The sequence below is a fragment of the Aromatoleum sp. genome, assembly GCF_032027225.1.
Taxonomy (GTDB): Bacteria; Pseudomonadota; Gammaproteobacteria; order Burkholderiales; family Rhodocyclaceae; genus Aromatoleum.
On the sequence record NZ_JAVSMM010000026.1, the window covers coordinates 38,422 to 51,393 of the forward strand.

The window sequence follows — 12,972 nt, forward strand, 5'->3', positions numbered from 1 at the left end:
GGCGTTGCTCGCGAACTTGCGTGCAGCAGCACGCGGCGTCCGCTCGCGCCTTGCCTCGCACCGCGCTTTCCCGTCGTCGGTTGCCTTCGATGGGCGGGAGATAGTTGAGAAGCCAGCGTAGGTCGGCGTGAGCGAAGCGAAGGCCGACGCGGGGGGATGAAAGCGTGAATGTTGGACATCGCTTCGGCCAGACCTGCGGCGGCTCGTATCGCGCTGTCCCGTCGCCCGGTGCCTTCGATCGACGGGAGACCGCTCGGGCGCAGGCTGACGCCACGGCCGAAATGCATGTGTTTGCCACGGAACCCGATTCGGGCTCCCGTCCGCGCATCAAGGACTATTGAAATGGACTACTACGACGTCCGAGAAACCCGTGACCCGGTCGAGCGCGAGTGCGAGTTGATCGCGCGGCTGCCGACGCAGATCGCGTATGCGAAGGCGAATGCGCCCGCGTTCGCGAGCCTGTTCGCAGACGTCGATCCGGCGACGGTGACGAGCCGCGACGCGCTTGCGCGATTGCCGGTGACGCGCAAGTCCGAACTCCTCGAATACCAGAAGGCCGCGCGGCCGTTCGGCGGCTTCGCCGCGGCGCGATGGGGCGCCGGGGTGCGCCGCGTGTTCGCGTCGCCGGGGCCGCTCTACGAGCCTGAAGGCGCGCGGCCGGACTACTACCGTCTTGCCCGTGCACTGTTCGCCGCGGGTTTCCGCGAAGGCGACCTCGTCCATAACGCGTTCTCGTACCACATGACCCCCGCCGGATCGATGATGGAAACGGCGGCGCACGCGCTCGGCTGCACGGTGTTCCCCGCCGGCGTCGGGCAGACCGAGCAGCAGCTCGCGGCGATCGCGGACTTGCGGCCGAACGCGTACGTCGGCACGCCGTCGTTCCTGCGCATCCTGCTCGACAAGGCGGGGGAGGCCGGTGCCGGGACGAGCTTCACGAAAGCCTTCGTCTCCGGCGAAGCCTTCCCGCCGAGCCTGCGTGACGCGTTCGCCGCGGGTGGGATCGATGCCTTCCAGGCTTACGCGACGGCCGACATCGGCCTGATCGCGTACGAGACGCCCGCGCGCGACGGGCTCGTCGTCGACGAGGACCTCATCGTCGAGATCGTCCGCCCCGGCACCGGCGACCTCGTCGCCGAAGGCGAAGTCGGCGAAGTCGTCGTCACGACGTTCAACCCCGACTATCCGCTGATCCGCTTCGGCACCGGCGACCTCTCGGCGGTGATGCCGGGTCGGTCTGGCTGCGGCAGGACGAACGCCCGCGTCCGCGGCTGGATGGGGCGCGCGGACCAGACGACCAAGGTCAAGGGCATGTTCGTGCATCCCGGGCAGATCGCGGACGTCCTGCGGCGGCACCCCGAGGTGAAGCGCGCGCGCCTCGTCGTCGACAACCCGGATCACGTCGATCGCATGACGCTGCACTGCGAGTTGGGCGAGGGCGTTGGCGTGGGCGAAGGCGCAAGCGCGCTCGACGCGGCGATCGCGACCAGCATTCGCGAACTGACGAAGCTGCGCGGCGAAGTGATCCTTTGCGCGCCGGGGAGCCTCGCGAACGACGGCAAGGTCATCGACGACGTGCGCAAGTACGACTGACGGCGGCGCGTCAGCCCGGACGCGTCGCCTAGAATGTCGGCCCCGACACCGACGAAGCCAACAGCATGAGACAGAAACCCCTGCACGGCCTGCGCGTCCTCGACCTCACGCGTTTGCTGCCTGGGCCGCTCGCGACACAGCATCTCGCCGACTACGGCGCCGAGGTCATCAAGGTCGAAGACACCGGCGCCGGCGACTATGCGCGCACGATGGGCGCGATGAACGGCGACACGAGCTTTTTCTACCAGATCGTCAACCGCGGCAAGCAGAGCCTGCGCCTGGACCTCAAGCAGGACGCGGGCCGCGACCTCTTCCTGCGGCTCGTCGAGACGGCCGACGTCGTCGTCGAAGGCTTTCGTCCGGGCGTGATGGACAAGCTCGGCATCGGCTACGACGTGCTGCGCGCGAGGAATGCGAGGATCGTCCTGTGCAGCATTTCCGGTTACGGGCAGACCGGACCGTACGCGCAGCGTGCCGGGCACGACATCAATTACATCGGCTATGCGGGCGTCCTCGACCAGATCGGCGCGGCGGGCGGCGCGCCGGCGATCCCGAACTTGCAGATCGGCGATCTGCTCGGCGGCAGCATGTCGGCGCTGCTCGGCCTGCTCGTCGCGGTGATCGACGCCAAGGCCACTGGAAACGGCCGCCACGTCGACGTCGCGATGACCGATGCCGCGCTCGCCCACGCGATCTTCCCGCTCGCCGAAGTGCTCGCGCACGGGCGGGTGCGTCCGCGCGGCGAAGACCTGCTGACCGGTGGCGTGCCGTGCTACGGCGTATATGAGACCGCCGACGGGCGGCACATGGCGGTCGGCGCGCTCGAGGAGAAATTCTGGACCCTGATGTGCGACACGCTCGAGCGGCCCGACCTCAAGCCCGCGCATCTCGCGACCGGCGCCGATGGGGCGCAGGCCCGCGCCGAAGTCGCCGCGATCTTCCGCCGCCGCACGCAGGCCGAATGGGTGGCGATCTTCGACCGCGTCGATTGCTGCGTGACGCCGGTGCTGCGTCTCGAAGAAAGCCTCGACGACGCGCAGATCGCGGCGCGCGGGATGGTGCTCGACGTCGATGGTGTGCGGCAGTTCGCGCCCCCGGTGCGCCTGTCCGAGTTCGAACTCGGAGACGTCGCGCCGGCGCCTGCCGCGGGCGCCGATAGTGACGCGATCCTCTCCGGACTCGGGCTCGATGCCGCGGAAATCGCGCGCCTGCGCGCGGCCGGGGTCATCTGACGGCTCGCCGCCGCCGCGCGTGAAGCTGGTGCTGCTCGCTGACGACGGGTCCGCTTTTTGCCCTCGTCGCCCTGGTGAGGCAGCGGCCGCCGGCGCTTCACGTCGGGCGCTGCAGGGGGTGACACTTGCCACCGACGGTCGTTCTCGTGGTCCGCGGGCAACGAACCGGCGTTCGCGCCACGAGAACAGCCGCGATCGGAGCCATCGGTCGTTGCGGCGTCGTGCGCGGAAACCGGGCCCCCAGCGCATTCCGGTCGATCCGCAGTACTCCGAATCGCGGCGCGAGCGGGCGATCGGCTAAGCTCGCGGCATGCAAAGCCTGCTCCTCCTCCTCCCCGATTTTTCGCTGATTGTCCTCGGTGCGCTGCTGCGCCGCCAACTCGTCACCGACGCCGCGTTCTGGACCGGTGTCGAGAAGCTCGTCTATTTCATCCTGTTCCCCGCGCTGCTGTTCGCCGCGATGGCGACGGCGGAAGTCGACGCCGGCGGGGCGCTGCCGCTGTTCGTCGCCGGCCTGTCCGTGATGGCGTCCGGCTTCATCCTCGGATGGATCGGCCGGCCGCTGACGGGGCTGGATGCGATGGCGTTCGCGTCGCGCCTGCAGTGTGCCTATCGCTTCAACACCTATATCGGCATCGCGGTGGCCGGCAAGCTGCACGGGGCGGCGGGCGTCGCGCTGATGGGCGGGCTGTGCGGCGCGATGGTGCCGTTCGCGAACATCATGGCGGTCGGGATGATGGCGCGGCACGGCCAGGGCGGGATCGTGCGCGAGCTCGTGCGCAACCCGCTCGTCATCGCGACGATCGCGGGAATGGCGTTCAACATGTCGGGGCTCGATCTCGCGGCGCCGGTGCAGTTCTTCCTGAAGCGCCTCGGCGACGCCGCGGTTGCGCTCGGCCTGCTCGCGGTCGGCGCGGCGCTGCGCTGGGGCAAGGTCGGCGGACGCTGGGCGGGCTCGGCCTGGTTCGTCTCGGTGAAGCTGCTGCTGCTGCCGGCGATCGCGTGGATCGCGGGGCGGGCGCTCGGCCTCGAAGGCATCGCGTTCGACACGATCGTGCTGTTCGCGGCGCTGCCGTCGGCGAGCTCCGCGTACATCCTGGCGATGCGGATGGGGGGCGACGGTCCGGGCGTCGCGTGGCTGATTTCAGCGACGACCTTGCTTGCGGTGCTGTCGCTGACGTTCTGGCTGCAGTTGCTCTAACGGACGGCGGCCGCCGTTACTTCTTCTCGGCCGCCGGTTTGCTCGCCGGGCGAGCGGGCTTGGCCTCCGCCTTGGCTTCGGGCTTCTCCGGCGGCACTTCCGTGCCGTGCGGCGTGGCCATCAGGTTCCACGGCCACATCGCAGCGGCGGCGAAGAGATTCGTGTCGACTTGCGCGTCCGCCGCACCCGACTCGCGCGCATGCTGGCTCATCGCCTGCACCGCGGCGAGCGCGACGCGCTGCATTTCGAGTCCCTGCGTCGTCATCTGCAGCATGTTCAGGTTCATCTTGAGCCAGTTCTCGACTGCCTTCAGGTCCGCGATCCGTTTATCGAGCTCGTTGACGTCGAGGGTCGGCGTCACCATGCCGGGCAGCGAAAAACCCATGTTGTTCCACATGCCCCGCACGAACTCGAGCGGGTCGGCGGCTGGCGTCTCTTTCGACATGAAGTGCTCCCGGCGCTAAGTGGACAGGCGGCGATCTTACCCCACGCCGTCGAGCGCAGTCATGCCGCGTTAACCCCGCGTGGCCGCGGTTCGCGCGGATCAGTCCTTGCTCGGCAAGCGGTTCAGCAGCGCGCGCAGGCGTGCGGGCCGGACGGGCTTGTGCAGCAGCGGCAGGCCTTCTCGCTGCGCGAGGCCGAGGGTTTCGGGACCGGTGTCGCCGCTGATCAGCACTGCGGGCAGCTCGGCACCGAAACGGTCGCGCAGCGTGCGGATCACGTCGATGCCGGCCGCGCTGCCTTCGAGCCGATAGTCACTGATGATGAGCTGCGGAGCCGGCCGAGCGCCGCTTTCGAGCAGTTCGACGATCCCCTTCACGTCGTCCGCGGCGGTGACCTGGCAGCCCCAGGATTCGAGCAGACTGGTCATGCCCGCCTGCGCGAGCGGATCGTCGTCGATCAGCGCGACGTGGAACCCCCCGAGATTGCCGGGCGAGCGGCGCACATCACTGCCGCCGCGGTACTCGACGGGTGCGGCGATCGGCACTTCGATCGCGAACACCGAGCCCTTTCGCGGCTGCGAGCGGACCGACAGCCGGTGGCCGAGCAGGTCGGTGAGGCGGCGGACGATCGCGAGCCCGAGGCCGAGCCCCTTGTCGCGCGAACGCGCCGGGTTGTCGAGCTGCACGAACTCCTGAAAGATGATCGACTGCGCGTCGGCGGCGATGCCGACGCCGCTGTCGCGCACTTCGATGCGCAGCCGGTTGCCGCGCCGTCGGCACGCGACGAGAACGTGACCGTTGCGCGTATAGCGGACCGAGTTGCTGACGAGGTTGCTGAGGATGCGCTCGAACAACACCGGATCGCTTTCGATCCAGTACGTGGTCGGCCGGACTTTCAGCAGCAGCTCATGCATGACCGCGCGCGGCCGCTGTTCGAGGACGATACGCTCCAGCAGCGGCTGCAGCGCGAACGGGCAGACGTTCGGTTCGAGCACGCCGGCGTCGAGCTTGGAAATGTCGAGGAGACTGTCGAGCAGGTTCTCCATCGCCTCGGCCGAAGCCGCGATGCGCTCGACGAGACGCCGCGACTCGGGCGCGTGCGGCTGCTGCGACAGCTCGGCGATGAAGAGGCCGAGCGCGTGCATCGGCTGGCGCAGGTCGTGGCTCGCCGCGGCCAGGAAGCGTGATTTCGACAGCGTCGCCTGCTCCGCGTCTTCCTTGCGGGCGCGCAATTCCGCCGTTGCCTCGGCGATCTGCCGGTTCAGGTCGTCGTGCGCGCTCGCCAGTTTTTCCGCCATCTGATTCACGCCGATGGCGAGGGTCCGCAACGTGCCGCCTCCGATCTCCGGGAGGCGGATGAAGAAATCCCCGCGCCCGATCCGGTCGACCGCGGACGCGACGAGGCGGATCGGACCGCTGACGCCGCGGCTCATGTAGTTCGCGAGCGCCAGGCCGCCGATCAGCACGATGATGATCGCGCCGCTGCCGGTCAGGAGCAGCCGGTTCTGGCGCGCGTTGAGTTCGGCACGCGAGAAGTCGACGATCACCGTCGCCAGCGCGCGGGGCTCGGTGACGGACTTCCCCGCGCCGACCGCGGCCGGCGTGAAGGCGTCGTCGAGTTCGAGCCGGCTCGGCAGCACCGGCTGGATGACGCGCAAGGTGGCGCGGGCGTTGATGAGGTCCGCCGCGGGCCCGCGAGCGCTTACCGGCAGCGCGAGGTCGGGGTCGGGATGGCCGCTATAGGCGAGCGGCAGTCCGCTGCTGTCGATGATCATCACGCCGACGACGTCGCCTTCGGCGAGCATCGCGCTCGCCAGACGGTGCAGCGATTCCCGGTTTCCGGAGAACACCGCGTACTCGCTTGCCACCGCGAGTTGCCGGGCGAAGGCCTGGCTGCGTGCGAGGTGAGCTTCCTCCTGATCGGCGACGCGGGAGCCGGTGTAGAACGCCGTGAGGACGACCGCGAGCACGAGTGTCGGCAGAACCGCGACCAGCATCACGCGCGAGCGTACGCCCCACTTCGAGATCATGGCTTCGTTTCGCGGCGGATGATCCGCGCCGCGATCTCGGCAGCGGGTTCGAGGTGGATGCCGAGCGAGTGGGCGACGTTCTGGTTGATGCCGATCTCGAAGCGGCGCGATGCCTGCGGCGGCGGCAGACCGCCGCCGGCCAGCACCATGCGCACCGCCTCGGCGGCCTGGTCGCCGATCTGCGTGGGTGTCGAATACAGCCCGAGCAGCGCGCCGGCGCGGACGTAGGCGGGCGAAAACCCGATCAGCGGCGAGCGGTGGCGATAGCTCGTCAGCAGCACGTTCTGGATCGTGTAGCTGTTGAACACGGTGCTGTCGGGCAGCGCCAGCAGCACCGCGCGGTCGGCGAGCAGGCGCTGCAGCGCCGGATAGATGTCCCGCTCGCTCGAAATGTTCTCGATGTTCACGGTCAGTTGCTGTTCCTGCGCGGCTGCGGCGAGCTTGGTCGCCAGCGGCTGGCTGCGCGGACCGGCGAGCAGCGCGAGCCGGCGCCAGTCGGGCAGCGCCTCGGTGATCAGCGCGATTTGCCGCTGGACCGGCTGGTCGAGAAAAATCGCCGAGCTGCGGCCCGGTCCCGTCGCCGGTGGCAGGCGCTCGTAGGCGTCGCGCGGCAGCAGCGTGTGCAGGACCGGCTGGCGCGGCGACTGGCTCGTGACGACTTGGGCGGCTTCGGTGCCTATCGTGACGATGATGCGGCTGCCCGCGAGCGCACCGTTCTCGACTTGCGAAGGCTCGAGGATGCCGATCTCGGACGTGGGGATGCCCGGCACGAGCGCCGAGCGGATCGCGGTCAAGGTCTCCTCGTGGGCGCCGCTGCGCTCGCTCGTGACGAGCAGCACGCGTGCGGCCGCCGCATCGCCCGAGAACAAGCCGGTAGCGAGGACGAGCAGGAGCAGCAGTGCGGCGGGCAGTCCGCGCAGCGTCGGGCTCATGCTCCGGCGCATCGGCTCTGCATCGGTTCGACGACGGGTCGTGACGTCGGTGCCGTCAGGGGTTTCGGCGTCGGCGACGGTACGTGAGCGGGAAGGTCCGGCTCGTGCCGTGCACCCGGGCGGCGGCGCGCGTCGCTCGCCGGAGGGCGCGACGAGCGGACAGCACGGAGGGATTCGCGGTGAGCGTTCATGTCAGGGCAAAGCCGGATTCGGACCGAGTTACCCGCTGAAGTTCCATTCGACGGGTGACGGCATTCTATTCGCTCGGACCGAAGATGACAGCCGGGCGACAGCCGCTCGAGTCGCTCGAGCCGAAAATCGACCGGCCATTGAAGCGCCGCTTCGCGCGGCCCGCTATCCGCACTTTCCGAGTGGGCGCGGTAATGTCGGGGTGGCGGGAAGCCGGGATGGTCAAATGCCTTCTCCGCTGTTGGTCCAGGCTTCGCGCGTGTGGCCGGGATTTTCGCCCGATTCGGGGCTGCGCAGGCAGGCGATGCGAACGGAATCGGTGGGGGTGCGTGATATGCTCCACGCGTTTGTGCCCCGGAGCAAGCCGTGACCAGAATACTGATCGTCGAAGACCATGCGCTCGTGCGCGAAGCGATGGCCCAGACCCTCGCACGCCTCGAGGACGGGGTCGAATGCGTCGAAGCCAAGGGGTCCGAGGAGGCGCTGAAGAAGCTCGAGGAGAGCGCCGACTGGGACCTCGCCGTCATCGACCTGATGTTGCCGGACCTGAACGGCTTTTCGCTGCTTGCGGTACTCGCGCGGCGCTTCCCCGACGTTCCCGCGATCGTCGTCTCGGCTCTCGACGACTCGGCGACGATCCGGCGCGCGATGAAGGGCGGCGCGTCGGGCTTCGTGTCGAAGTCGAGTTCCGGAGAAGTGCTGCGCAGTGCCGTGCGTTGCGTGCTCGACGGCGGAATCTACGCACCCGACGTCGAGCCCGAGAACCCGGCCAAGCGCTCCGGGGCGCCGGTCAGCGAGCGATTCGGGCTGACCGCCGGGCAGACGCGCGTCATGGAACTGCTCGCGCAGGGCAAGACGAATCGCGAAATCGCGGACCTTCTCGGCTTGTCGGAAGGGACGGTCAAGGTGCATATGTCGGCGATTTTCCGCGCGCTCAACGTGACGAGCCGCGCGCAGGCCTTGATCGTCATCGCGCGCCACGGCCCGCGGCTGTAGGGTTCAATCCTCACCCTCGATCGGGCGCAGTGCCGACGGCTTGCACACGCGCGAGGTCCGTCCAGTCGAGTAAGCGGCGCCCCTGTTCCTTCCGAAGCTCCACGCGACGGCCGGGTCGTCAGTGCGAGCTGCGGGCGAAGCTCGAGCGCATCGGCATGTCTGCCGCCGACAGGCGCCCTCCGACGTGGTCGTCCTCGTCGCACGCGTCGATCACGTCGTCCTGCTGACCGATTTCCATGACCTGAAGCACCTGGCGTGCAAGCGCGCGGCAGGCGTTCGCGACCGGCGTCGGCAGCTGTTCGGGCATCTTCTTCTGCAGCAGCAGCTTCGACGCCGACAGCGCGGCGACGGGATGGAGGATGCGCTCGCGGTGAACCCCCATCAACTGCGCGACCGCGCGGTCCGCGGCGTCCCGCTGCCAGGCGTTCGTCGGCCACTGCGTCGGCACCGCGTAACCGCGCGGGAACAGGTCGAGGTCGCGCAGGACGGTCCGGATGTCCTCATGCGACTCGCGGAACGGCATCAGGACGAGATCCGACATCGCGTACAGCTTGCGGTCCATCTCGGTGCGGTTGCCGCTGCCGTCGATGACGCCGATCCAGTCGGGAAGCGTGCGCAGCTTGTCGACGACCTTCGTCAGCGCATCGCGCGTGCGCGCGTCCGCGGTGATGTAGCGGCGCCCGTCGGGGCTAAGGGGTTCGCGGGTCGTATCCGTCAGCACGCACGCCGCTCGCTGCCCAAGCAGGCCGAGGCCCTGGGCGAGCATGTGCGAAAGGGTGGTCTTGCCGGTTCCCCCCTTGTTGCCGATGACGCAAATGATTTCAGCCATGCGGTGTTCCTCGATCGCGGCCTTTCGCCGCACATCGTCATTATCGAGGTCGCGCGCGTCCCGCAAGCGGCGAAAAAGCGCGCGGAATCGGCCGCTATTTCGTCGTCGAACCCGTCTCCATGACGCGGTAGACGTAGAGGACCGTGCCCTGGGTATCACCGACTTCGACGGTCCGTTCGGGGACGGCGCCCGGCACCGGAAAGCTGTTGCTGATCAGGATTGCGCCGGCCGGCAGTTCGCGCCCCGCCTTCTCCCACACGCGGGCCATCGGCACCGGCGACAGGAATGCATAGACGACATCGAAACCGCGCCAGGACTGCGAGAAGAAATCCCCGCGCCGCAACCGCAGATTGGGCTGGGCGCGCGCGAGCAGCTTGCTGAGCAGCCACGGCGCCGGCGCGACTTCGATGCCCTCGAACACGCAGTCGGGACGGGCCTTGGCGAGCCGGCGAAGTACCGAGGCGGTCCCGCTGCCGACATCGAGCGCGCGCTGCAGGCGGCCCGTCGGCACCAAGGCCGCGACGGCATCAGCGGTCTTCCGGCTCGACAGGTACAGCGGTACCTGCGTCCGGAAGCTGCTCCAATAGACGGCGAGCAGCACCGCGAAGCCGAGGAGATACCAGCCGGGCGCGACATCGAGCTTGCCGGCGCCCACCAGCAACGGCACGAACCCGAGATGGATCGGCAGCCACCATCGGTCGCTTCGCAGCGCGGCAGCGACGACGGCGGCTCCGGCGGCTTGAGTCGCGGCGACCGGCCAGATACCCGCAGGCAGGAAACCGCCGCGTGCGATTGCAATCGCAATGATGGCGCCCGCCGACTGGGCGAGCAGCGCCTTCAGCGCAGGAGGCACGAATCGATTGCCGTCGCGGCGGCGCGCCGATCCTTCATGCGTCCGGAACGACCTTGCCGGGGTTCAGCAGATTCTCCGGGTCGAGCGCGCGCTTGACGAGACGCATCGCGTCGACCGCATCACGACCGTGCTCCGCGACGAGGAAGTCCTGTTTGCCGAAACCGATGCCGTGCTCGCCGGTGCAGGTGCCGTCCATCGCCAGCGCGCGTTCGACGATCTTGCGATTGAGCGCTTCGGCGCGCGCGATCTCGCTTGCGTCGCCCGGGTCGACGAGGACCACCGTGTGGAAGTTGCCGTCGCCGACGTGGCCGACGATCGGCGCGATCAGGCCGCTCGCGTCGATGTCCTCGCGCGCGCCTGCGATGCAGTCGGCGAGTCGCGAGATCGGCACGCAGACATCGGTCGTGATGCCACGGCAGCCCGGACGCAGGTTGATGCACGAGAAATAGACGTCATGGCGCGCGGCCCACAGGCGGCTGCGGTCCTCCGGACGGGTCGCCCACTCGAAATCCTGTCCGCCGTTGTCCCGCGCGAGTTCCTGCACTGTCTGCGCCTGCTCCTGGACCCCCGCTTCCGATCCGTGGAATTCGAAGAACAGCATCGGCGATTCGCGCAGCGACGTCTTGCTGTAGCGGTTGATCGCACGCACCGTGAGTTCGTCGAGCAGTTCGACGCGGGCAACCGGGATGCCGAGCTGGATCGTCTGGATCACGCAGCGCACCGCGCTGACGACGTCGGGAAACGCGCACACCGCCGCCGACACCGCTTCGGGGAGCGGGTGGAGGCGGACGGTGAGTTCGGTGATCAGCCCGAGCGTGCCTTCGGAGCCGATCATCAGCCGCGTCAGGTCGTAGCCGGCCGACGACTTCCGGGCGCGCCCGCCGGTGCGGATCACCCGTCCGTCCGCGAGGACGACTTCGAGGCCGAGCACGTTGTCGCGCATTGTCCCGTAGCGCACCGCGTTCGTCCCCGACGCCCGCGTTGCGGCCATCCCCCCGAGGCTTGCGTCCGCGCCCGGGTCGACCGGGAAGAAGAGTCCAGTCCCGTGCAGCACCGCGTTGATCTGCTTGCGCGTCAGTCCCGGTTGCACGACGGCGTCCATATCGTCGGCGTGGACCGCGATCAGTTTGTTCATTTCCGAGAAATCGACGCTGATCCCGCCGTGCAGCGGAAGGATGTGACCTTCGAGCGAACTCCCGGCACCGAAGGGCACAATCGGCACGCGATGGCGCCGACAGGCGTCGACGATCGCGACGACCTCGGCCGTGCTCTGCGGCCAGACGACCGCATCGGGCAGGATGTCCGGAAAATGCGATTCGTCGTGCCCATGGTGCGCGCGAACGGCTTCTGCAATCGAGAACCGGGGGCCGAAACGGGCGCCGAGTTCCTCGGCAAAGGCGGGCGGCAGCGGGCGGCGGGAGTGAGTGTCAGCGTGACGCATGGAGTGGTTCCGCGGGGTCGGAGCGATGCGCGCGATTATTGCCGCTCCGGACCGTTTCTTCCAATGCGGGCGAACGTCCGGCGAAAATAGGCGCCCCGTCCTGGAGCCGTGATTCATGAGCGATTCGATCGACCGCGTCGACCTGCATATCCTCGACCTGCTGCAGCGTGACGGTCGCCTGTCAAATGCGGAGCTCGCGCAACGCGTGTCGCTGTCGCCGTCGCCTTGCCTGCGGCGCGTGCGCGGCCTCGAGGACGCGGGCGTGATCCGCGGCTACGTTGCGCGCCTCGATCCGCGACGCGTCGGACTCGGCCTGCAGGCCTTCGTGACCGTCACGCTCGAGAAGCGACGTGAAGCGCAGATGCAGGCTTTCCATTCGGCGATGCAGTCGGCGCCGGAAGTGCTGTCCTGTTTCGCGCTGACCGGCGAGATGGATTACCTGGTCCACGTGGTCGCGGAAGATCTCGAGCATTTCTCGCGCTTTCTGATGGATCGACTGCTGAAACTCGACGGTGTCGCGAACGTGAAGTCGTCGTTCGTACTGCAGTCCGTCAAGGACTCGACCGCCTTGCCGCTCGCCCAGATCAGCCGAAGATGAAGGTGCTTCGAAGTCGTTTGAGGGGGAGTTTGAAAACTGTTTGACACTCCGTCCAACGGGTACTATAGTTCGGCGCTTCGCTTGGAGGGGTTCCCGAGCGGTCAAAGGGATCAGACTGTAAATCTGACGGCACTGCCTTCGAAGGTTCGAATCCTTCCCCCTCCACCAAGTTTATTTGCCGGGCTTCACTTTCAGTTGATGGCTGGCATCGGGTGTAAAGCGGTTCGTCTGCGTTGTATGCGGGTGTAGCTCAATGGTAGAGCAGAAGCCTTCCAAGCTTATGACGAGGGTTCGATTCCCTTCACCCGCTCCAGGTTCGGCGGCAAGTTGTTTTTCGGAGCCCATGTAGCTCAGTGGTAGAGCACTCCCTTGGTAAGGGAGAGGCCACGTGTTCAATCCACGTCATGGGCACCACAGCTTTCCGGTTCGTCTGGTGTGGTGGTCGATCTGTCATCGGTCCGGTTTTTCTGATTCTGAATATGAGGTGGCGACATGGCTAAGGGTAAGTTTGAGCGGACGAAACCGCACGTGAACGTTGGGACGATCGGCCACGTTGACCATGGCAAGACGACCCTGACGGCGGCGATCACGACGATTCTGTCGAGGAAGTTCGGTGGCGAGGCGAAGGCCTACGA

Annotated in this window: 12 protein-coding genes and 3 tRNA genes; 9 read left to right on the forward strand and 6 right to left on the reverse strand. The window is 67.9% G+C overall.

Translation table 11 applies throughout. The features are described 5' to 3' along the window. Positions 1-342 precede the first annotated feature (342 nt). The 3 genes from ROZ37_RS20415 (at position 343) to ROZ37_RS20425 (ending at position 4,026) form a co-directional block, all read left to right on the forward strand. The gene (locus tag ROZ37_RS20415; protein WP_312662411.1) at positions 343-1,593 is read left to right on the forward strand and encodes an AMP-binding protein; all 1,251 of its coding nucleotides are present in this window, start codon (positions 343-345) and stop codon (positions 1,591-1,593) included. Positions 1,594-1,658: 65 nt separating this feature from the next. After that, positions 1,659-2,825 carry a CaiB/BaiF CoA-transferase family protein gene (locus ROZ37_RS20420; RefSeq protein ID WP_312662412.1) on the forward strand — a complete coding sequence of 389 codons (1,167 nt, stop codon included), beginning with the start codon at positions 1,659-1,661 and terminating at the stop codon, positions 2,823-2,825. A gap of 310 nt (positions 2,826-3,135) precedes the next feature. Further along, positions 3,136-4,026, forward strand: a complete 891-nt coding sequence (locus ROZ37_RS20425; protein WP_312662414.1) for an AEC family transporter — start codon at positions 3,136-3,138, stop codon at positions 4,024-4,026. A 16-nt stretch (positions 4,027-4,042) separates the two neighbouring features. Here the strand turns inward: ROZ37_RS20425 and ROZ37_RS20430 are convergent, their stop codons facing one another. From ROZ37_RS20430 to ROZ37_RS20440, 3 genes are all read right to left on the reverse strand, one after another. Continuing rightward, entirely contained in the window at positions 4,043-4,471 is a 429-nt protein-coding gene (locus ROZ37_RS20430; RefSeq protein ID WP_312662416.1) for a PhaM family polyhydroxyalkanoate granule multifunctional regulatory protein, read from the reverse strand. Positions 4,472-4,570: 99 nt separating this feature from the next. After that, positions 4,571-6,499 (reverse strand): ATP-binding protein, encoded by a 1,929-nt coding sequence (locus ROZ37_RS20435; RefSeq protein WP_312662417.1) that lies wholly within the window; start codon positions 6,497-6,499, stop codon positions 4,571-4,573. Beyond that, entirely contained in the window at positions 6,496-7,431 is a 936-nt protein-coding gene (locus ROZ37_RS20440; protein WP_312662419.1) for an ABC transporter substrate binding protein, read from the reverse strand. The genes ROZ37_RS20435 and ROZ37_RS20440 overlap by 4 nt, the downstream gene beginning before the upstream one ends. A gap of 555 nt (positions 7,432-7,986) precedes the next feature. On the opposite strand from ROZ37_RS20440, the gene ROZ37_RS20445 reads away from it, so the two are divergent. After that, positions 7,987-8,616, forward strand: a complete 630-nt coding sequence (locus tag ROZ37_RS20445) for a response regulator transcription factor (RefSeq protein WP_312662421.1) — start codon at positions 7,987-7,989, stop codon at positions 8,614-8,616. A gap of 118 nt (positions 8,617-8,734) precedes the next feature. On the opposite strand, the gene ROZ37_RS20450 is transcribed toward ROZ37_RS20445, so the two are convergent. From ROZ37_RS20450 to ROZ37_RS20460, 3 genes are all read right to left on the reverse strand, one after another. Beyond that, positions 8,735-9,445, reverse strand: a complete 711-nt coding sequence (locus ROZ37_RS20450; protein ID WP_312662422.1) for a hypothetical protein — start codon at positions 9,443-9,445, stop codon at positions 8,735-8,737. 94 nt (positions 9,446-9,539) lie between these two features. Continuing rightward, positions 9,540-10,298, reverse strand: a complete 759-nt coding sequence (locus ROZ37_RS20455; RefSeq protein ID WP_312662423.1) for a class I SAM-dependent methyltransferase — start codon at positions 10,296-10,298, stop codon at positions 9,540-9,542. 34 nt (positions 10,299-10,332) lie between these two features. After that, positions 10,333-11,739 carry an FAD-linked oxidase C-terminal domain-containing protein gene (locus tag ROZ37_RS20460; protein ID WP_312662425.1) on the reverse strand — a complete coding sequence of 469 codons (1,407 nt, stop codon included), beginning with the start codon at positions 11,737-11,739 and terminating at the stop codon, positions 10,333-10,335. 115 nt (positions 11,740-11,854) lie between these two features. Between ROZ37_RS20460 and ROZ37_RS20465 the strand changes: the two genes are divergently transcribed. From ROZ37_RS20465 to ROZ37_RS20485, 5 genes are all read left to right on the forward strand, one after another. Then, a complete protein-coding gene (locus ROZ37_RS20465; protein WP_312662428.1) occupies positions 11,855-12,337 on the forward strand; it encodes an Lrp/AsnC family transcriptional regulator in 483 nt (160 codons plus the stop codon). Between the two features lie 83 nt (positions 12,338-12,420). After that, positions 12,421-12,505, forward strand: a tRNA-Tyr gene (locus tag ROZ37_RS20470). 71 nt (positions 12,506-12,576) lie between these two features. Further along, positions 12,577-12,650, forward strand: a tRNA-Gly gene (locus tag ROZ37_RS20475). Positions 12,651-12,676: 26 nt separating this feature from the next. Continuing rightward, positions 12,677-12,751: transfer RNA gene (locus tag ROZ37_RS20480), tRNA-Thr, on the forward strand. Positions 12,752-12,829: 78 nt separating this feature from the next. After that, the coding region (locus ROZ37_RS20485; RefSeq protein ID WP_312662433.1) for a GTP-binding protein at positions 12,830-12,972 on the forward strand (143 nt) is incomplete at its 3' end.